Genomic DNA, 20,429 nt, shown 5'->3' with positions numbered 1-20,429 from the left:
GCCGGAGAGGGCGAGATGGCGACGCGGATGCGCGCCTTCGACTGGTCCACGACCTCCCTCGGCAGCCCGGAGGGCTGGCCGGCCTGCGCACGGCCATCCGCCTGCTGCTCAACAGCCATCACCCCATGCACGTCTTCTGGGGGCCGGAGGCGATCTTCTTCTACAACGACGGATTCGTGCCCTCGGCCGGCCCGGAGCGCCATCCCTCATCCCTTGGGCGACCCGCTTCGGAAAGCTTGGGCGAGATCTGGCCGTTTATCGGGGCGGAGGTCGACAAGGTCCGCGAAGGCGGCGGCCACACCTGGTACGAGGACCGGCACGTGCCGATCCTGCGCGAGGGCCGTCTGGAGGATGCCTACTGGACCTACGGTTTCAGCCCCATCGACGACGAGACGTCGCCGGACGGCATCGGAGGGGTCATCTCGATCCTCACGGAGACCACCCGGCGCGTGGGGCTGGAAAGCAGCCTGAACGGGGTCAACCGCACGCTCAGGGCCGAGGGTGAACGCCTTCGCGAAATGTTCGAGCAGGCCCCGAGCTTCATGGCGGTGCTGCGCGGGCCGGACCACCGCTTCGCGCTGACCAACGATGCCTATCGGCGCCTCATCGGCGGCCGCGACGTGGTCGGCCTCACCGTCCGCGAGGCGCTCGCCGACATCGACGGGCAGCCGTTCTTCGACCTGCTCGACCGGGTCCATGCCACCGGCGAGCCGTTCGTCGGACGCGGCGTCGAGATCTGGCTGGAGCGCACGCCCGGCGCGCCGAGCGAGCGGCGCGTCATCGACTTCATCTACCAGCCGATCCGCGACGGGGCCGGGACCGTGACGGGCATCTTCGTCGAGGGCACCGACGTCACCGAGATGCATGCGGCCATCGAGGATCTGCGCGAGCGCGAGCAGCGCCTGAGCCTCATCGTCGAGGCGGCCACGGACTATGCCATCCTGACCCTGGACGCCCGGCGGGTGGTCACGAGCTGGTCCGCCGGCGCGGCGCAGATCTTCGGCTACGCCGCCGGGGAGATCGTCGGGCGCAGCGCCGACGTGCTGTTCACGCCGGAGGATCGCGCCGCCGGCCGACCGGCCGGGGAACTCGCCGATGCGCGCGCGAACGGCCGATCGCCGGACGTGCGCTGGCACGCGCGCAAGGACGGCGGCCGGGTCTTCCTCAACGGCTCGATGCGGGTGCTGCGCGACGCCGCCGGACGGGAACTCGGATTCCTCAAGATCGCCCGCGACGAGACCGAGCGACGGCGGGTCGAGGAGGCGATGCGGCAGGGCGAGGAGCGCTTCCGGACGATCCTCGATACGGTCCAGGCGGCCTTCGCCATCGTGCAGGTCAAATTCGATGCCGACGACGTCCCGGTGGACTACCTGTTCGTCGAAGCCAATCCCGCCTTCGAGCGCGAGGCCGGCGTCAACCTGCGCGGCAAGTGGGTGACCGAGTTCGCCCCCGACCTGGAGCGCTTCTGGTTCGAGACCTACGGCCGCGTCGCGCGGACCCGGCAGCCCGAGAACTTCGAGAGCTACGCCAAGGCGTTCGGGCGCTGGTTCGACGTCCGGGCCGTCCCCGTCGGGGACGCGTCCGATCATCAGATCGCGCTCATCTTCAACGACGTCACCGAACGGCGGGATGCCGAGGAACGCCTTCGCGCCAGCGAGGCCCGCGCGCGCGAGAATGCGGAGCGGGTCCAACTCGCCCTCGCCGCCGGCGCGATCATCGGGACCTGGCACTGGGACCTGCCCACCGACCGCTTCACCGTCGACGAGGCCTTCGCGCGCGCCTTCGGCCTGGACCCGGCCCTCGGTCGGGAAGGGATTCCCCTCGCCCGCATCGTCGAGACCGTCCACCCCGAGGACCAGGCCGGCTTGGCGCGGGCCATCGCCGCGGTCATCGCGCAGGGGGGCGCCTACGCCCATCAGTACCGCACCCGGCGCGCGGACGGGCACTACTACTGGCTGGAGGCCAACGGCCGCGTCGAGCACGCGCCGGACGGCACGCCGCTGACCTTTCCCGGCGTCCTCCTGGACGTGAACGACCGGCGCGCCATCGAGGCGGAGCGCGACCGTGCCGCGGCGGAACTGCGGGTGCTGAACGAGACCCTCGAGCAGCGCGTGTCCGAGCGGACCGCCGAGCTGATGACCGCCGAGGAGGCCCTGCGCCAGAGCCAGAAGATGGAGGCCGTCGGGCAGCTCACGGGGGGCGTGGCCCACGACTTCAACAACCTGCTCACCATCATCCGCTCGTCGGTGGATTTCCTGCGTCGGCCCGAACTTCCCGATGCGCGCAAGCAGCGCTACCTCGACGCGGTGTCGGAGACCGTCGACCGCGCCGCCAAGCTGACCGGGCAGCTCCTGGCCTTCGCCCGGCGCCAGGCCCTGAAGCCGGAGGTGTTCGACGTGGGCGCCAAGGTGCGCGGGGTGAGCGACATGCTCGATACGGTGACGGGCGCGCGCATCCGCGTCGCGACCTTCGTCCCGGATCACCCCTGCTTCATCCGCGCCGACCTCAGCCAGTTCGAGACCGCCCTGGTCAACATGGCGGTGAACGCCCGCGACGCCATGGACGGGGTGGGGACGCTGACCCTGCGCCTCGCCGGCAATGTCCCGATGCCGGCGATCCGGGGCCATGCCGGCTCCCTGAGCCCCTTCGCGGCGGTCTCCGTCACGGACGAGGGCACCGGCATTGCCGTGGACCAGCTCTCGAAGATCTTCGAGCCGTTCTTCACCACGAAGGAGGTCGGCAAGGGCACGGGCCTCGGCCTGTCCCAGGTGTTCGGCTTCGCCAAGCAATCGGGCGGCGACGTCGACGTCGCCAGCGAGGTCGGGCGCGGGACCACCTTCACCCTCTACCTCCCCGAGATCGAGGTCGAGCCGGTGGCGGTGCAGGCCGTCGATCCCGAAAGCCTGCTCGCACCGGTGGGAACGGGGCAACGCGTGCTGGTGGTCGAGGACAACGTCGAGGTCGGGCGGTTCTGCACGCAGATCCTCGACGACCTCGGCTACGTGACGGCCCTGGCGCCCAACGCGGAGACGGCCTTGGAGATGCTCGGCGCGGACGGAAACGGGTTCGACGCGGTGTTCTCCGACGTGGTGATGCCGGGCATCGGCGGGGTCGCCCTGGCGCGGGCCCTGCGCGACAGGCTTCCGGGCCTGCCGGTGGTCCTGGCGTCGGGCTACAGCCACGTCCTCGCCAGCGGGGACGATCACGGGTTCGAGCTGCTGCACAAGCCCTACTCGGCCGAGCAATTGGCCCGCGTGCTTCGCCGCGTCACCGCCAAGCGGCGTATGGTCCCATCGCGGGAGGCGGAGGCGTGAGGCCGTTCCGGGACCCGGCGATGCCGAACGGGACGGGGCCGGCGAAGGCCGGCGGCAGGGGCCGGCCATGTCCCTGACCACCCGCATCCTGCTCCTCGTCCTGCTCGCCCTGGCGCCCGCCCTCGCCATCCAGGGCTACAACGAGCACGCCCTGCGCGCGTCGCGGGACGACGCCGTGCGGGCCGACACGATGGCCACCGCCCGCACCGTCGCCGAGGACCTCGCCCAGGTCGCCGAAACCCTCCGGCAGGCCCTGAACTTCGTCGCCCAGGACGCCTCATACGGGCCCTGGAGCCCGCCGGCTGCACCGAGTACCTGCGCCGGGCCGTCCGCGACAATCCGCACCTCGCGGTCCTGGCCCTGACCCGGCCGGACGGCACCGTCGTCTGCAACAGCGTCGGCTCCGCCGCCGGCGCCTACGCGGTTCCCGACCGGGCCTACCAGCGCCGGGCCGTCGCGGAGAACGCCTTCGTGATGGGCACCTACGCCCGCGGCAATGCCTCCCGCAGGGACTCGCTCCACTTCGCGCAGCCCCTGCACGACGCGGATGGCGGGACGGTGGGTGTCCTCGCCGCGGCGGTCGACCTCGGCTGGCTCGACGGCTACCTGAGGCGAAATTTGCGCCTGCCCAGCACCTCCGTCACCGTGGCGGATGGGGACGGGACCATCCTGGTCCGCTACCCCGACGGGGCCGGCTGGGTCGGGAAGCCGGTCCCGCCGGAGCGCCAGCGCATCCTCCTGACCCGCGGCGAAGGCGTGCGCGTCGATTTCGGCATCGACGGCCGCGAACGCGTCCTCGCCAACGCCCGACCCGTGGGCACGGCCTCGGCCGCCTGGGTCACGGTCGGCCGCGACCGGGACGTCGCCTTCGCGGATGTCGACGCCGCCAGCCGGCGGGGGCTGGTGCTGATCGCCCTCGGGGCCGTCCTCGCCGTCGCGGCCGCCCTCCTGGCGGGGCGCGCCTTCATCCGGCGTCCCTTCGACCGCCTGCTGCGGACGGCGTCGCGGTGGCAGGCCGGCGACCTCGCCGCCCGCAACGGCCTCGAGGGGAGCGACGAGTTCGGCCGCCTCGGGCGCAAGCTCGATGCGATGGCGGCCACCCTCCAGCGCAACGAGACGGAGCTCCGCGAGGAGATCCGCAACGGACGCGCCATGCAGGAGCGTCAGGTCACGATGCTGCACGAGCTGAACCACCGGGTGAAGAACACCCTCGCCACGGTCCAGGCCCTGGCGCGGCAATCGACGCGCGGGGGCGATGCGCCCGGCGAGAGGCTCGAGGCCCGCATCCTCGCCCTGTCGAAGACCCACGACCTGCTGACGCAGGACGACTGGTCGGGCGCGCCGTTGCGTGCGGTGCTGGAGAACGAGATCGAACCCTACCGCGGCAGCGATGTCCGCTTCGTCATCGACGGCCCCGACGTCGACCTGCCGCCCCGCCACGTCCTCTCCCTCGGCATGACGCTGCACGAACTCGTCACCAACGCCGCCAAGTACGGCGCGCTCTCCGTGCCCGGCGGCGAGGTCCGCGTCGCCTGGTCGGTCGCCGGCGGCGAGGGCGGCGACCGGCGCCTGCGCCTCGACTGGATCGAGGCCAACGGGCCCCCGGCCGTTCCGCCGGAGCGTCGCGGCTTCGGCACGCGCCTGATCACGGTGAGCGTCGAGCGCGAGCTCGACGGACAGGTGACCCTCGACTTCGCGAAGGCCGGCCTGCGGGTCGGCGTGGATGTGCCCCTGACCGGAACCGGTGCCGTCCACCTGAGCCCGCTGGCCACCACCCATTGACCGCGACGCGCGGCCCGGTGCCGTCCCGACCCGGAGCGTGCCGGAGACCTGGAAAGGCCCGGAACAGGGTGCCGGACGCCGCGAAACATCCGGGCGGTCGACGCCGTCGCGGCGGGGCCGACCGGTCCGCCTCCGGCGGGCGGTGCGACCGCGGACGGTTTGCCGTCCGGGGACGCGGTGCCCTCGGCGATGGAACGGGGCCGCGTACCCCCGGGACTGGACAAGGGTGCCCGGATGCGATTGCCTCCGGGTTCGGCATCCCATCCAGAGGACCCCTTCCGGCCGCCCGAGCCCACCCTTCACATGGATCGCGCCACGATGAGCGATGAGGAGGTCGAACGCCTTCGCGCCCTCGACCGTTACCGACTGCTGGACACGCCGCGCGAGCAGGACTTCGACGAGATCGCCGAGGCCGCCGCCGATCTGTGCGAGACGCCCATCGCGGTGGTCAACCTCGTCGGCGACGGGCGCCAGTTCTTCAAGGCCGAGGTCGGCCTCGGCGTGCGCGAGACGCCCCTGGAGAGCTCCTTCTGCCGGCAGGCCCTCCTCCAGGAAGAGTTCCTCTGCGTCCCGGACGCGCGCCGCGACCCGCGCTTCGAGGGCAATCCCCTCGTCACCGGCGATCCCGGCCTGCGCTTCTACGCCGGCGCCCTGCTGAGGACGGGGGACGGCCATCCCGTCGGCACCGTCTGCGTCCTCGACACCAAGCCGCACGACCTCACGGAGCGGCAGCGCAAGGGTCTGATGCGCCTCGCCCGGCAGGCCATGGGGCAGATGGAGCTGCGCCGCTCCCTCCGGGAGCAGGCGGAGCAGCGCCTGCTCAACGAACGCATCCTCGACGGCGCCAGCGACTACGCCATCGTCGCCACCGATCCGGAGGGACGCGTCACCCGCTGGAACGCCGGCGCCGAGCGCATCATGGGCTGGAGCGAGGCCGAGATGCTGGGCCGGCCGGTCGACGCCTTCTTCACGCCGGAGGACCGCGCCGACGGGCGGCCGGCGACCGAGATGGGACTTGCGCGGGATCGCGGGCGGGCCCCGGACGAGCGCTGGCACCTGCGCCGGGATGGCAGCCGGTTCTGGGCATCGGGCGAGATGATGCCGCTCCGGGACCAGGGCGGCGACACGATCGGCTTCCTCAAGATCCTGCGGGACCGCACCGCGGAGCGCGAGGCCGGGGCCGCCCTGCAGGCGAGCGAGTTGCGCTACCGCTCCCTCGTCGAGGTCAGCCCGCAGGTGGTCTGGTTCGCCGACGCGGACGGGGCGGTCTCCTACTGCAACGCCTACTGGTACGACTACACCGGCCTGCCGGCCGGCGAGACCGGGGAGGCGAGCTGGATGGGGGTGATCCATCCCGATCATCGCGCGGCGACCCGTGCCGCCTGGCTGACGGCGGCGGCGGGCGGCCGACCCTACGAGGTCGAGTTCCCCCTGCGGCGCTTCGACGGCGAGCACCGCTGGTTCCTCTCCCGGGCCCAGCCGGTGCGGGACCGGGATGGAACACTGCGCAGCTGGATCGGCACCTCCCTCGACATCCACGAGCGCAAGGTCGCCGAGCAGCGCTTCCAGGCCCTGACGACCCTGGCGCCGGCCGTCATCTGGTTCGGCAACCCGGACGGCAGCCTGAGCTACCTCAACGACCGCTGGTACGCCTATACCGGCCAGACCCCCGAGCAGGCCCTGCCGCTCGGATGGGGCGAGGTGATCCATCCGGAAGACCTGCCCGGCCTGCTGCAGGCCTGGGACCATGCCCGCACGCACGCCGTGGTCTACGACACCGAGGCCCGGCTGCGCCGCCACGACGGGGCGTACCGCTGGTTCCTGATCCGGGCCGAGCCCATGCGCGACGGCGGCGGGCCCGTCGTCGGCTGGCTCGGCAGCAACAGCGACATCCACGACCGCAGGCAGGCCGAGGAAGACCTGCGCGGCACCCGGGAACAGCTGCGCCTGGCCGTCGAGGCCACCGGGACCGGCATCTTCGACTACGACCTCGTCGCCGACGTGCTCGTGTGGGACACCCGCACCCGCGCCTTCTTCGGGCTCGGACCGGACGATCCCGTCAACCTCGAAGTCTACCTCGCCCGCCTGCACCCGGACGACCGCGAACGGGCCGACCGGGCCGTCGGCGCCGCCCTCGATCCCGCCGGCGGCGGCACCTACGACATCACCTACCGCACCATCGACCCGAACAGCGGAATCGAGCGCTGGGTCTCGGCCCGGGGCCAGACGCTGTTCGAGGGCGACCGGCCGATCCGCCTCATCGGCACGGCGCGCGACGTCACCGAGAGCCGGAGGGCGGAGCAGGTCCTGCGGGAGACCGAGGAGCGCTATCGCCTCGCCGCCCGCGCCACCAACGACGCGATCTGGGACTGGGACCTGACCACCAACCACGTCCTGTGGAACGAGGCGCTCCAGACCGCCCACGGATACCGGCCGGAGGCGGTGGAGCCCACCGGCGACTGGTGGATCGACCACATCCATCCCGACGACCGGGCCCGCATCGACGCCTCCATCCACGCGGTCATCGACCGGACCGGCACGACCTGGACCGACGAGTACCGCTTCCGCCGGGCCGACGCTTCCTTCGCCGACATCCTCGACCGCGGCTACGTCATCCGGAACGAGCAGGGGCGTGCGGTGCGGATGATCGGCGCCATGCTCGACATCAGCGAGCGCAAGCGGGCCGAGGAGCACCAGCGCCTGCTGACCGGCGAACTGCAGCACCGGGTCAAGAACACCCTCGCCATGGTCCAGGCCATCGCCAGCCAGACCTTCCGCAACGCCGCCGACCTGGAGGCCGCCCGCGAGGCGTTCTCGGCGCGCCTGATCTCCCTCGGGCGGGCGCACGACATCCTGACCCAGTCGAGCTGGACCCAGGCGCCCATCGCCGACGTGGTGGACGGCGCCCTGGCGGTCCACCGCGGCGAGGCGGCGTCGCGCATCCGCGCGAGCGGTCCCAACGTGCCCCTCTCCGCCAAGGCCGCCCTGGCCCTGGCCCTCGCCCTGCACGAGCTCGCCACCAACGCCGCCAAGTACGGCGCCCTCGCCAACGAGGCCGGCACCGTCGACCTGCGCTGGCACGTCGTCCACGAGGGTGCCGCACCCCGCTTCTGCATGACCTGGTCGGAGCAGGGCGGCCCGCCCATCCTGGTGCAGCCCTCGCGCCGCGGTTTCGGATCGCGCCTGATCGAGCGCAGCTTCGCGGCCGAGGTCGGCGGCGAGGTCAGGTTGACCTACGCGCCGACGGGCCTGACCTGCCGCCTGGAGGCGTCGCTGGCCTCCATGCAGGAAGCGAGCGACGAGGCGGCGGCCTGACGGCGCGACCGGGCTCCTTCGACCTCAGGGCCGAAGCGCGGAGACGGGCCGGCGCGGGGACGGCGCCGGAAGGCACCCGCCGCGCCGGACGGGACCGACGGTCCGGAGGGCGCCCTGCGGTCTAGGCGGTTCCGTTGCCGCCCGTGGCGCCGTAGACCTCGCCGGTGACGAAGCTCGCCTCCTGGGAGGCCAGGAACACGTAGATCGGCGCCAGTTCGACCGGCTGTCCCGGCCGGCCCAGGGGCACGTCCGACCCGAATTGTTCGACCGCCTCCTGCGGCTGCCCGCCGGAGGGCTGCAGGGCGGTCCAGAACGGGCCGGGGGCCACGGCGTTCACGCGGATGCCCTTCGCGATGGACTGCTTGGCCAGGGCCTTGGTGAACGCGATGATGCCGGCCTTGGTGGTCGCGTAGTCGACCAGGATCTTGGGCGGGCTGTAGGCCACGACGGACGCCGTGTTGATGATGGACGCGCCGGCCGGGAGCAGGGGCATCGCCGCCTTGGTGATCCAGAACATGGCGTAGAGGTTGGTCTTCAGCGTCAGGTCGAACTGCTCGTCCGAGATGTCGCCGATGTCCGTCTGGTTCGTCTGCTTGCCGGCGTTGTTCACGAGGATGTCGAGGCCGCCGAGGGCGACCACGGCCTTGTGCACGAGGGTCTCGCAGAACGCCCTGTCGGTGATGTCGCCGGGCAGCAGGACCGCCTTGCGTCCCTCCGCCTCGATCAGCTTGGCGACCTCGTGCGCGTCGGGCATCTCGGCCTCGACGAAGCTCAGGGCGACGTCGGCCCCCTCGCGGGCGAACGCGATGGCGGCGGCGCGACCGACGCCGCTGTCGGCCCCGGTCACCAGGGCCTTCCGGCCCGCCAGGCGGCCATGGCCGCGGTAGCTCGTCTCGCCGTGGTCCGGCTTCGGGTCCATCGCCCCGGCCAGACCGGGCGCCGCCTGCGGCTGCCGCTTGAACGGCGGCTGCGGGTACTGGGTGCGGGGGTCCTGCATGGTCAGGCGATGGGTCGCGGCATCCGTCATTCTGAAATCCTGAAGGGGTCGGCCGGGGCTCGTCGGCCGCGGGGGGGCGTGAGCGCTTCATGCCCGGACCTGTGAGAATCCCGCCGCCGTGACGAGGGTTCCCGTCCGCGGGGCGCGCGCCATCGTCACCCACCGGTCGTCCATGACGCCGGGGCATGGGGACGGGGCATGGGGACGGAGCATGGGGACGGGCCATCGACGGAACGTCGCGGGATCGCCCGCCTTGAACCTGGGGCCCCGGTCGTCTAGGCATGAAAACCGAAGCCCGCCAATGATTTAGTGTGATTCCAAACAACCGCCCGGACCCCCTGCCATCGACGATCCGGCCGGCGGTCGGCCGATGCGCGCGGGGATGCCCCGGCGGGCGGGAATGGTGATGGGCGCCTTGGCCTTCGCGGACCGGATCGGGGCGGGCCTCGCGGCCCTGCGGCCCCTCGCGCCGTTCTTCTGCCTGTACGTGTCGTTCGGGGCGACCCTCGGCTTCCTGTCGGGCGGGGCGCCCCTGATCCTGCGGGCGCGCGGCCTGGAGCTCGCCGAAATCGGCCTGCTGCAGCTCATCAACCTGCCGGTGGGCCTCACCTTCCTGTGGGCCGCCGCCCTCGACCGGGTCCGGCTGCCGTTCCTCGCGCACCGCGTCGGCTGGATCGCCGCCGCGCAGGCGACGACGGTCGCCCTGCTGCTCGTGCTCAGTCTCGGCGAGCACTGGCCGCTCCCGGCCCTCCTGGCCCTGGCCATCGTGGCCTGCGCCGGCAGCGCCACCATGGACATCGCCCTGGAGGCCCTGGTGGTGGAGACCGTGCCGGCGGAGCGGCGGGCCTATGTCGCCTCGGCGAAGCTCTGCGGCGCCTCCCTCGGGGGCATCCTCGGCGTGGGCATCCTCGTCGGGTCCTACGACAGGATCGGCTGGCACGCGGCCATCCTGGCCTGCGCCGCCCTGAACGCGGCGGCCCTGGTGCCGATCCTCGCCTATCCGGAATGGCGCCTGCACGGGGCCGGGGGCGCGCCGGAGCGGTGGTCGGGGTCGCTCGCACGCCTGCGCGCCCTGGTGTCGCGCATCCTCGTCCTCGGGGCCTACTTCGCCGCCGCCTACCTCATCTCGGGGCCCAACACCCTGGCGCTCCTCGACCTCGGGGTCCCGCTGCCGCAGGTCGGCTTCCTGACCGGCACGGTCCTGCCCGGCGTCAACCTCTGCATGGCCCTGGTGGCGGGCGGGCTGGCCGCGCGCTTCGGCACCGTCGGCCTCATCACCGTCGGCGGGCTCGGCGTCCTCGCCTCCGGTGGCCTGATGGCCGCCGCCTGCGCCGCCGGGGCGGTGGGGCTCGCCGTGGCGGCGACGGTCCTGAACTTCGTCTGCGGCGGCCTCCTCGGGGTGCCGGTGTTCAACATGATCTACCGCTGGGCCCAGGGCCCCCGGCCGGCCACGGACTACGCCCTGCTGTTCGGGGCGGCCTTCTTCGCGGCGATGCCGCTGCGCGTGGCGTCCCCGGCGCTCGCCGGCTGGCTCGGGTGGCCGGGCTACTTCGCGGCGGCGCTGCCGGTCTACGCCGCCGCCGTCGTCGCCCTCGCCGCCATGGTGGCGCGGACGCGGCCGGTCGCCGCGGCGCCGGCGCCGTGACCGGCGGCACGCTCATCGCCGCGGTCGCCGCCCGCGTGCCCGACTCGCTCCGGGCCTACCGCGACGGCGTCGCGGCCGGGCCCGCCGGCCCGCACGCCCGGCCGCTCAGCGCGCTCCGCGACCCGGCGGTGTTCGACGCCACCCTCTCGGCCTTCGCGGCGGGGCTCGGGGCCCGATCCGAGGCGGCGGACCGGCGCATCCTGGTGTCGTACTGGAGCCAGTTCTACCTCGCGGCCCTGGCGACGCCGGCCCTGACCGCCCTGGTGCGCCTCGGCCGGCCGCTCCCGCTCGCCTTTTCGGCGACGGGCCTCGAACTCGACGGGGCCGGCCGGCCCGCCCGGCTCGTCGTGGCGGGCGACGGCGACCCGTCGGCCCGCGTGGCGCCCGGCCTCGCGGGTCTGGTCGAGGGCCACCTGCGCCCCTTCGTGGAGCTGTGCCACGCAAGGAGCGGCGTCGCGCCCCGAGTCCTGTGGGGCAACGCCGCCGTGATCCTCGGTTACGTCGCTGGCGAACTCGGCGGCGGCGACGCCCCCGCCGGCGCCGAGGTGGCAAACTGCCTCGGATGGTGCGGGGGCGCCGCCTGCGCTAGGACCCCCCTGGCGCAGGCCCTGTGCCCCGGCGCCGGGGGCTGCCGGCGGCGGCGCGCGTGCTGCCTGCGCCATCGCCTGCCGGGCGTCCCCTCCTGCGGGGCGCTCTGTCCCCTCGAACCCGTCGCCGACGCGTGAACCGGTCCCCGATGCTGAAAGCCTTCCTCGCCTATTACAGGCCGCACCGGACCCTGTTCCTCGTCGATTTTGGCTGTGCCGTCCTGTCGGGCCTGCTCGAACTCGGCTTCCCCATGGCGGTGAAGGTCTTCGTCGACGTGCTGCTGCCGCGCCAGGACTGGCAGCTCATCCTCCTTGCGGCCCTCGGCCTCGGCCTCGTCTACGTCGCCAATGCCGGCCTGATGGTGGTGGTCACCTACTGGGGCCACGTCCTCGGCATCAACATCGAGACCGAGATGCGGGCGCGGGCCTTCGATCACCTGCAGACCCTGTCGTTCCGGTTCTACGACAACCAGAAGACCGGCCACCTCGTCGCCCGCGTGACCAAGGACCTCGAGGAGATCGGCGAGGTCGCCCATCACGGGCCGGAAGACCTGTTCATCGCCGTGATGACCCTGTTCGGGGCCTTCGGGCTGATGCTGTACGTCCATGCGCCCCTGGCCCTGATGACGGCGGCGATCCTGCCGGTCATCGCCTTCGTGACCCTGCGCTACGGCGGCCGCATGACCCGGAACTGGCAGGCGCAGTACGGCCGGGTCGGCGCCTTCAACGCCCGCATCGAGGAGAATGTCGGGGGGATGCGGGTGGTCCAGGCCTTCGCCAACGAGCCCCACGAGCGGCGCCTCTTCGCCGGCGACAACGCCCTCTATCGCACCACCAAGCTCGAAGCCTACCGGATCATGGCCGCGAGCCTGTCGATCAACTACCTCGGCATGCGCCTCGTCCAGATCGTGGTGCTGCTCGGCGGCGCCGCCTACGTGGTGCGGGGCGAGCTCAGCCCCGGCGGCTTCGTCGGCTTCCTCCTGCTGGTCGGCGTGTTCTACCGGCCGCTGGAAAAGATCGGCGCCGTGGTCGAGACCTACCCGAAGGGCATCGCCGGCTTCCGGCGCTACGCCGAGCTCCTGGCGACGGTGCCGGACATCGTCGACCGCCCCGGCGCCGTGGCGGCGGGGCCCCTGCGCGGCGACATCCGGTTCGAGAACGTCGGCTTCGGCTACGCCGCGGGCCGGCCGGTCCTGTCCGGCCTCGACCTCGCCATCCGGGCCGGCGAGACCGTGGCGTTCGTCGGGCCCTCGGGCGCCGGCAAGACGACCCTGTGCTCCCTGATCCCGCGCTTCTACGAGGTCGAGACCGGCCGGATCACCATCGACGGCACCGACATCCGCGACCTCACCCTGGCCTCCCTGCGCCGCCAGATCGGCATCGTCCAGCAGGACGTGTTCCTGTTCGCCGGCACGATCCGGGAGAACATCGCCTACGGCCGCCTCGACGCCGACGACGGGGACATCCGGGCGGCCGCCGGGCGGGCGCGCCTCGACGCCCTGCTGGCCTCCCTGCCCGACGGCCTCGACACCGTCGTCGGCGAGCGCGGCGTGAAGCTGTCGGGCGGCCAGAAGCAGCGCCTCGCCATCGCGCGGGTGTTCCTCAAGAACCCGCCGATCCTCATCCTCGACGAGGCCACCTCCGCCCTTGACACCGAGACCGAGCGCGAGATCCAGCACGCCCTCGCGGACCTCGCGCATGGCCGCACGACCCTCGTCATCGCGCACCGCCTCGCCACCATCCAGCAGGCCGACCGCATCGTGGTGGTGGGGGAGACCGGCATCGTCGAGCAGGGCCCGCACGAGGCCCTCCTCGAATCCGGAGGCGCCTATGGCCGCCTCTACGCGGCGCAGTTCGCGTCCGGGCGGCGCTGAGCCCGGTCGGGGGATGGTTTTCGCGGCGCGAATCAGCGCCTCTTCCGGGGTCGGGTCGCGGCTGGCCGTGTCCGACCGAGGGGGAGCAGGCGGGCTTGGCGGCACGGGGCGCGGATGGGGCTGAGGTGGCGACGGATTTCACAATCCGGCGCGTGACGCGCGAGCTCCGCCGGCTGGAAGCCCTGGCCGCGCGGCGGCGCCTGCGCGTGCGGGTGCTGCGGGCCCTGCGCGGCCTCGGCGGTGCCGGCGCGACCTTCGCGGCCCTGGTCAAGCTCAAGCTCGCGGCGTCCCTCGGCCTGAAGCTCGGCCTCGCCGTCCTCGTCGGCCTCGGCCTCGCCTGGCCGTTCGTCGCCCTGGCGATCCTCACCCTCATGGGCCTCGTGGTGGCCATCCTCGGCCTGATCGCGGGCAGCGGCGAGGCCGGCGACCTCTTCTGTCCCGAGCCGTCCGGCTGCGACAGGCGCGAGCGCCGGGCGGCCCGGCTGAAGCAGCTTATCGCGACGCGGCGGGCCTGGCTCGACGCGGCGGCGGACTCGCCCCGGCCGCCGGCCTGATCGGCGCGGATGCGACATCGCGGACGGCCGGGGCCACGTCCGCGGGGCCGGCTTTAATCCCCCGGACGGCAACGATGTGGCATGGCTCCGGTTGTCGTCGGCGCAGGGTGAGGGGCACGGGTCTGGACATGGAACGGTCGAACGACTTTGCCGGGCACGATGGCCCGCATTCCGAGCCCGACGCGGTGGAGACCGTCGGGGATGCCGAGGCCGTGGTCCTCGAACCCCTGGCCGACTACCCCCGGATCGACCTGCGCGGCGCCGGCGAGCCGTGGGAGAAGCGCCGCGCCGCCGGCAAGGTCCTGCGCGAGACCGTGCCGCACGAGAGCCACGCCCCCCTGTTCCTGCCGCCGGACCGGCCCGATCCCGTGAGCCTCGTCGAGGGCGCCCATGACGGGCGCCAGGCCCACCTCGTCCCCCTGCGGGTGGCCCGCATGGCGAGTTCGCCCTTCGCCTTCCTGCGCGGGGCCGCCCACGTCATGGCCTGGGACCTGGCGCAATCGCCCCGCAGCGGCATCCTGGTGGCGATGAACGGCGACGCCCACATCTCGAATTTCGGCCTGTTCGGCACGCCCCAGCGCGACGTGGTCCTCGACCTCAACGACTTCGACGAGGTCACCATCGGCCCGTGGGAGTGGGACCTGAAGCGCCTCGTCGCCAGCATCGAGGTGGCGGCGCGGGGCGACAACGTCCCGGCGCCCGAGCGCCGCGCGGCGGTGATCGCGGCCGTGGGCGGCTACCAGCACACCATGACGGATCTGGCGCCCCAGGGGCCCCTCGACGTCTGGCAGCAATCGGCCCGGGCCGACAACCTCGATTTCACGGGGTTCCGCATCGACGCGGAATCGCAAGGCGTGGTGCGAAAGGCTGTCGAGAAGGCGCGCAAGCGCACCAACCAGACCCTGCTGGCGCGGGTCGGCGAGCGCCGGGTCGACGGCGGCTGGCGTTTTCGCGAGGACCCGCCGATCCTCACCCGCGTCGACGACGCCACCCGCGACGCCGTGATCTCCGGCCTCGAACACTACGCCGACACCCTGCCGCGCGAGCGCCGGTTCATGCTGAGCCGCTACCACGTGGTCGACGTCGCCCACCGCGTCGTCGGCGTCGGCAGCGTCGGCACCCGCGCCTACGTGGCGCTCCTGTGCGGCAACTCGGATCAGGACGTGCTCTTCCTCCAGGTGAAGGAGGCCGTGCGCCCGGCCCACGCGCCGTATCTTCCCGGCATGCCCGAGCCCTATGCCAGCCACGAGGGCGAGCGGGTGATCTACGGCCAGCGCCTGCTCCAGGCGGTGGGCGACCCCCTGCTCGGCTGGACCACCATCGCCGACCGGCCGTTCTACGTGCGGCAGATGAAGAACATGAAGGGCGAGATCCCGGTCTCGTGCATGACCGGCCAGCCGCTCCTGTACTTCTCCTGGGCCTACGGCGCCCTGCTGGCCCGGGCGCACGCCCGCACCGGCGATGCCGCCGCCATCGCGGGCTATTGCGGCAAGGACCGCCACGCCGACCTGCGCGAGGCCCTGGCCGACTGGGCCGACGCCTACGGCGAGCGCAACCAGGCCGATTACGAGATCTTCCTGGCCGCCATCGCCGACGGCCGCCTCGAGGCCGCGCCCGATCCGCATCTGTGACGATCCGCCGGGCCCGAGCGGTGGGTGGAGCCGTGCGGGACGCTTGATTCTCGGGGGCGCCCCCCGGAGGGTGGGGCATGGCGCGCCGCATTCACCGGACCACGGATTTCCTCGCCGACGCCCTGCACCGGCTCGGCATCGCGGCGGGCGCCGTGGACCGGGACGCCCTGCGCGAGCGCCTCGGCCTGCCGGAACTCGGCGGCGTCTGCGAGGACGACGCCGTGGCCCGCGCCCTGCGGGCCTCCGACGCCCGCCGCGACTTTCTGCGCGACGGCGTCCCGGTCCTCGCCCAGGCGATCCCGGCCCTGCGGGCGGAGGCCGATCCGGACGGAACCCTGCGCTGGCGCGTGCGGGTGCTGTGCCCGCTGCTGGACGACAACCGCCTCGACCTGCGCATCGACACCGCAATCGATGCGGACGCCGCCGAAATCCTCGACGAGATGACGCTCGGCAACGATCCGGCGTGGCGCCGCGACGCCCTGCGGGCGCGGGTGACCCAGGTCGCCGGCCGCACCCGCGGCGCCCTCAACCGCACCATCCTGCGCCTGCGCGACCAGATCCGCGCCGACATGGCCGAGACCGGGGCCGACGCCGTCACCTACATCGCCCACCTCGACCGCTCCCTGCGCTCGCGGGTCTTCACCGACGGGCCGGACGTGGCCGCCGCCATCCTCGACACCCTGAAGGGCGTCCGCGCTCGGGGGCGGGTGGTGGCGCAGGAGGCCTCCGGCACCCGGCGCCTGCGCGACCGGGCGGGATTCGGGTCCTACATCGACAAGTTCTCCGCCGCCCGGCGCCTCGGCCGACGCATCGTGTTCCACATGGGGCCGACGAATTCCGGCAAGACCTACGCCGCCCTCGAAGCCCTGGCGAAGGCCGGCACCGGCACCTACCTCGCGCCCCTGCGGCTGCTGGCCCTGGAGAACTACGAAAACCTCGCGGCGCTCGGCCTGCGTGCCGGCATGGTCACGGGCGAGGAGATTTTGGGCGAGCCCGACCCGACCCACACGGCCCGCACCATCGAGACCGCGGACCTGCGCCGGCCCATCGCCGTCGCGGTCATCGACGAGATCCAGATGCTGTCCGACCCCGACCGGGGCTGGGCCTGGACCAACGCCCTGTTCGGCATCCCGGCCCGCCTCGTCATCGTCTGCGGCGCCGAGGACGCCCTCTCGGCCGTGCGGCGCGCGGCGGAGGCGGCGGGCGAATCCCTCGACGTCGTCACCTTCACCCGCAAGACGCCCCTGGTCGCCCTCGACGCGCCCGTGCCCCTGGAGGCGGTGGAGCCGGGCGACGCCGTCGTGGCGTTCTCGCGCCGGGCCGTGCACGAGAACCGCGAAATCCTGGTGGCCGCCGGGCGCTCCGTCGCCACCATCTACGGCGCCCTGTCGCCGGAGGTGCGCCGCGCCGAGGCCGGGCGGTTCCGCGACGGCGAGGCCGAGGTGCTGGTCACCACCGACGCCATCGGCATGGGCCTCAATCTCGGCCCCCTCAAGCGGGTGATCTTCGCCGCAATCGCCAAGTGGGACGGCACCGCCGTGCGGGCGCTGACCAACGCCGAGATCCGCCAGATCGCCGGCCGCGCCGGCCGCTTCGGCCATCAGGAGGCGGGCTACGTCGCCGCCACCGACGACGACGGACTCGGGCCGATCCGCGACGCCCTATCGGGCGCGCCGACGGCGCCCGCCGCCGACACCCGGTTCTTCGTCCGGCCCGACCTCGCCGCCATCGAGGCGGCGGCGGCCGAACTCGGCACGGAGTCCCTGAGCACGGTCATGGCGCACTTCTCCCGCGCGACCTTCTACGACGGCTCGCCGTTCCAGCCCTCGGCCCTGGAGGAATTTTTGGGGGCCGCCGAGGCGGTGGACGGGGTCGCCCTGCCGATCCGCGAAAAATTCGCCTTCGCGGTCACGCCCATCGACCGGCGCGACCCCATCGCCGTCGACGTGGTCGCGCGCTGGGTCCAGGCGCGGGCCCTCGGCGCCACCGTGCCGGCCCTGCGCGCCGATCCCCAGGGCGACCTCGTCTATCAGGAGCGCACGGTCCGCCTCGCCAGCGCCTACCTGTGGCTCGCCCGGCGCTTTCCGGAAACGTTCGATGACGTCGCCGCCATGCGCGCCGTCCGCGAGCGCGCCAACGCCTCCATCGAGCGGACGCTCAGGGAGACGGCGACGCTGAAGGTCGCTCGGCGCAGGGATCTGGAAAAGGCCTTGGCGAAAGCGGACTGAGAGCGGTCGCCAACCGGCCCTCCTCCCCCTTGCGGGCTACGGCATTCACACATCTCGCGGGATGCTCGGGTCCCCTCTCCTGGAAGGAGAGGGACAGGGTGAGGTGTGGGACTTATTCGGAGAGTTCGCACACCTCACCCTAACCCTCTCCTCCCAGGAGAGGGGGCCTGTCGCGCCTGATGCCGGCTCATTGCGGCTCTCGATATCAGCCACCGGGCGGATGTGTGAATCCAATAGCCCCCTTGCGGGGAGGAACTGGCGGTGGGGGTGGTTGGGTGACCCTCAGCTTGCGGAGGCCGGCGGAGCCACCCCCACCCTCGATCCCTCCCCGCAAGGGCAGAGCGATCGCAGCTGATGGTCGCGGTCTGAAGCCGCCGCAGAAGAGGGTTGTCGAACAAGCACGGCCCCCGTGCGCATCCCCTCGCCCCGCCTGCGGGGAGAGGGACGCGTCTCCCCCCTGCCGGGGAGCGCGTCGAGGCGGCAGCCGAGGGTGAGGGGGCGAATCCGGAAGAGGCTCCTCCGACGCAGCCCCCTCACCTTCGCTGCGGCTTCGCCTTCGCTCGCCGCAGGCACGACGGGGTGCCTGCGGCCCNGGTGAGGGGGCGAATCCGGAAGAGGCTCCTCCGACGCAGCCCCCTCACCTTCGCTGCGGCTTCGCCTTCGCTCGCCGCAGGCACGACGGGGTGCCTGCGGCCCTCTCCCCGCAGGCGGCTATAGGATTCACACAACTGCGAATGGACCGATCCCGTGCAGCGGCAGGCATCCGGATGCGGGCGGGAGGCGCACYGGGGCYCCCTCTCCTGGAAGGAGAGGGTTGGGGTGAGGTGTGCGAACTCTCCGAATAAGTCCCACACCTCACCCTGTCCCTCTCCTTCCAGGAGAGGGGATCGCTGCGGCTTCGCCTTCGCTCGCCGCAGGCACGACGGGGTGCCTGCGGCCCTCTCCCCGCAGGCGGGGAGAGGGGGATGCGCGCAGACGCTCTGCACCAAGGGGCAAGGGCCGGCCCAAACGCATGCATCCTTCTGCGATCGCCCCGCCACAAGGGGGAGGGCGGTCCACCCCCCCCAAAAAACTCACTCCACGCGCTGCCAGCCCGGTCCCATCAACCGTTCCTGGGGGGTGAACTTCGCCTTGTAGTCCATCTTACGGGAGCCCTCGACCCAGTAGCCGAGGTAGAGGTAGGGCAGGCCGAGGTCGCGGGCGCGGCGGATGTGGTCGAGGATCATCAGGGTGCCGAGCGAGCGGTGCGCCTCCGCCGGATCGTAGAACGAGTAGACCATGGACAGCCCGTCGGAGAGCACGTCCGTGAGGCACAGGGCGATGGTGGGGCCGACGCCGCGCCCGTTGATGGCCGTGTCGGGCCCGCGCCGGCGATAGGCCACGAGGTGGGTGTCGACGTGGCTGTCCTCGATCATCATGGCGTAGTCGAGCACGGTCATGTCGACCATGCCGCCGTCGCCGTGGCGGGCGTCGAGGTAGCGCCGGAACAGGGCGTACTGCTCGGAGACCGGGCGGTTCGGCTCGGGGGCGCCGACGAGGTCGGCGTTGCGCTGGAGGATGCGGCGCTGGCTCGCCGAGGGCGCGAAGTCGGCCACCACCACCCGCACGGAGATGCAGGCCCGGCAGCTCTCGCAGGCTGGCCGGTAGGCGATGGTCTGCGAGCGGCGGAAGCCGCCCTGGGTCAGGATCTCGTTGAGGTCGCGGGCGCGGCGCCCGACGAGGTGCGTGAACACCTTCCGCTCCTCCTGCCCCGGGAGGTAGGGGCAGGCGGACGGCGCGGTCAGGTAGAATTGCGGTGTGTCGCGGGAATGGCTCGTCACGCGGTCGGTCGTCCACAGCCTCGGGACGCGCCGCGCGGCCCTGGAACCGAGTGTAGCCACAACCTCGGCCGGCTCAACACCCGCGCGGGCTCACCGGCACCGATTTTCGCGCCGCGGCCTCAGGCCGCCCGCACCACGGCGAGGCCGAGGAGCAGGTCGTGGCCGAGGCGCCGGTCGGGCCGCACGAGGCCGATGACCACGTCGAGGGCCCAGAGCAGGAAGGTCGAGATCGCCACGTAGAACAGCAGGGCGTGCACGGCCGCCGTGATCATGTCGACCCGCGTGCCGGCCTGGTTCACCACCCGCAGGCCCATCATCCGCATGCCCCAGGTGCCCTGGCCGGCGCCGCCGACCGTCACGGCGCTGTAGAGGATGCCGCTCGCCGGCAGCACCGCGAACAGGGTCCAGCCGAGCCCGAACGTGAGGGCGCCGACCACGGTGATCAGCAGGGTCAGGAGCGCGGTGAACCCGAAGATGAACAGGATGTCGAGGAGGTAGGCGACGAAGCGTGCGCCGAGGCTCGCCCGGACCACGGGCAGGGCCATAGGGGCGCCGTAGGCGGTCTGGGGGCGGGTGGCGTAACCGGTGGGGGATTCGAGCATGGGGCGCTCCTCGGGCGGGGCGGCGTTCGGTGGCTTCCAGATGGGCGCGGGACCGGCGAATCTCAAGATCGCCGTTCCAG

13 protein-coding genes are annotated in these 20,429 nt (G+C 72.7%); 10 read left to right on the top strand and 3 right to left on the bottom strand.

All coding sequences use genetic code 11. The features are described 5' to 3' along the window. The first annotated feature begins 125 nt into the window (after positions 1-125). From ASF28_RS12820 to ASF28_RS12810, 4 genes are all read left to right on the top strand, one after another. Complete coding sequence (locus ASF28_RS12820) at positions 126-3,314, top strand: PAS domain-containing hybrid sensor histidine kinase/response regulator (RefSeq protein ID WP_157085577.1); 3,189 nt, start codon at positions 126-128, stop codon at positions 3,312-3,314. A 67-nt stretch (positions 3,315-3,381) separates the two neighbouring features. After that, positions 3,382-3,678 carry a hypothetical protein gene (locus ASF28_RS23365; RefSeq protein WP_244475002.1) on the top strand — a complete coding sequence of 99 codons (297 nt, stop codon included), beginning with the start codon at positions 3,382-3,384 and terminating at the stop codon, positions 3,676-3,678. 110 nt (positions 3,679-3,788) lie between these two features. After that, positions 3,789-5,096, top strand: coding sequence for a sensor histidine kinase (locus ASF28_RS12815; RefSeq protein WP_244475001.1), 1,308 nt, complete (start codon positions 3,789-3,791; stop codon positions 5,094-5,096). A 318-nt stretch (positions 5,097-5,414) separates the two neighbouring features. Continuing rightward, positions 5,415-8,411, top strand: a complete 2,997-nt coding sequence (locus ASF28_RS12810) for a PAS domain S-box protein (protein ID WP_056094156.1) — start codon at positions 5,415-5,417, stop codon at positions 8,409-8,411. A gap of 121 nt (positions 8,412-8,532) precedes the next feature. On the opposite strand, the gene ASF28_RS12805 is transcribed toward ASF28_RS12810, so the two are convergent. After that, on the bottom strand, positions 8,533-9,438 hold the full coding sequence (locus tag ASF28_RS12805) for an SDR family oxidoreductase (protein ID WP_056092937.1): 906 nt from the start codon (positions 9,436-9,438) through the stop codon (positions 8,533-8,535). A gap of 376 nt (positions 9,439-9,814) precedes the next feature. Here ASF28_RS12805 and ASF28_RS12800 point away from each other — a divergent pair, with 376 nt between their 5' ends. The 6 genes from ASF28_RS12800 to ASF28_RS12775 all read left to right on the top strand — a co-directional run bounded on the left by ASF28_RS12800 (position 9,815) and on the right by ASF28_RS12775 (position 17,927). After that, positions 9,815-11,053 carry an MFS transporter gene (locus ASF28_RS12800; protein ID WP_244475000.1) on the top strand — a complete coding sequence of 413 codons (1,239 nt, stop codon included), beginning with the start codon at positions 9,815-9,817 and terminating at the stop codon, positions 11,051-11,053. After that, positions 11,050-11,778 (top strand): siderophore-iron reductase FhuF, encoded by a 729-nt coding sequence (fhuF, locus tag ASF28_RS12795; RefSeq protein ID WP_056092935.1) that lies wholly within the window; start codon positions 11,050-11,052, stop codon positions 11,776-11,778. Before ASF28_RS12800 ends, fhuF begins: the two co-directional genes overlap by 4 nt. Positions 11,779-11,789: 11 nt before the next feature. After that, positions 11,790-13,514, top strand: coding sequence for an ABC transporter ATP-binding protein (locus tag ASF28_RS12790; RefSeq protein WP_056092932.1), 1,725 nt, complete (start codon positions 11,790-11,792; stop codon positions 13,512-13,514). Positions 13,515-13,666: 152 nt separating this feature from the next. Beyond that, positions 13,667-14,068, top strand: a complete 402-nt coding sequence (locus ASF28_RS12785; RefSeq protein ID WP_244474999.1) for a hypothetical protein — start codon at positions 13,667-13,669, stop codon at positions 14,066-14,068. A 128-nt stretch (positions 14,069-14,196) separates the two neighbouring features. Next, positions 14,197-15,699: a DUF2252 domain-containing protein gene (locus ASF28_RS12780; protein WP_082476539.1), complete on the top strand. Its 1,503-nt coding sequence runs from the start codon at positions 14,197-14,199 to the stop codon at positions 15,697-15,699. A 77-nt stretch (positions 15,700-15,776) separates the two neighbouring features. Continuing rightward, positions 15,777-17,927, top strand: coding sequence for a helicase-related protein (locus ASF28_RS12775; RefSeq protein WP_056092926.1), 2,151 nt, complete (start codon positions 15,777-15,779; stop codon positions 17,925-17,927). Between the two features lie 1,073 nt (positions 17,928-19,000). Here ASF28_RS12775 and ASF28_RS12770 read toward each other — a convergent pair. Together ASF28_RS12770 and ASF28_RS12765 are read right to left on the bottom strand one after the other, a co-directional pair. Beyond that, a complete protein-coding gene (locus tag ASF28_RS12770) occupies positions 19,001-19,747 on the bottom strand; it encodes an arginyltransferase (protein ID WP_056092923.1) in 747 nt (248 codons plus the stop codon). Between the two features lie 119 nt (positions 19,748-19,866). Next, complete coding sequence (locus ASF28_RS12765; protein WP_244475030.1) at positions 19,867-20,292, bottom strand: RDD family protein; 426 nt, start codon at positions 20,290-20,292, stop codon at positions 19,867-19,869. Positions 20,293-20,429 lie beyond the last annotated feature (137 nt).

Origin of the sequence: Methylobacterium sp. Leaf99 (assembly GCF_001422375.1) — a bacterium.
In the GTDB taxonomy this organism is placed as follows: Bacteria; Pseudomonadota; Alphaproteobacteria; order Rhizobiales; family Beijerinckiaceae; genus Methylobacterium.
This window is presented reverse-complemented; position numbering and strand designations above follow the sequence as displayed.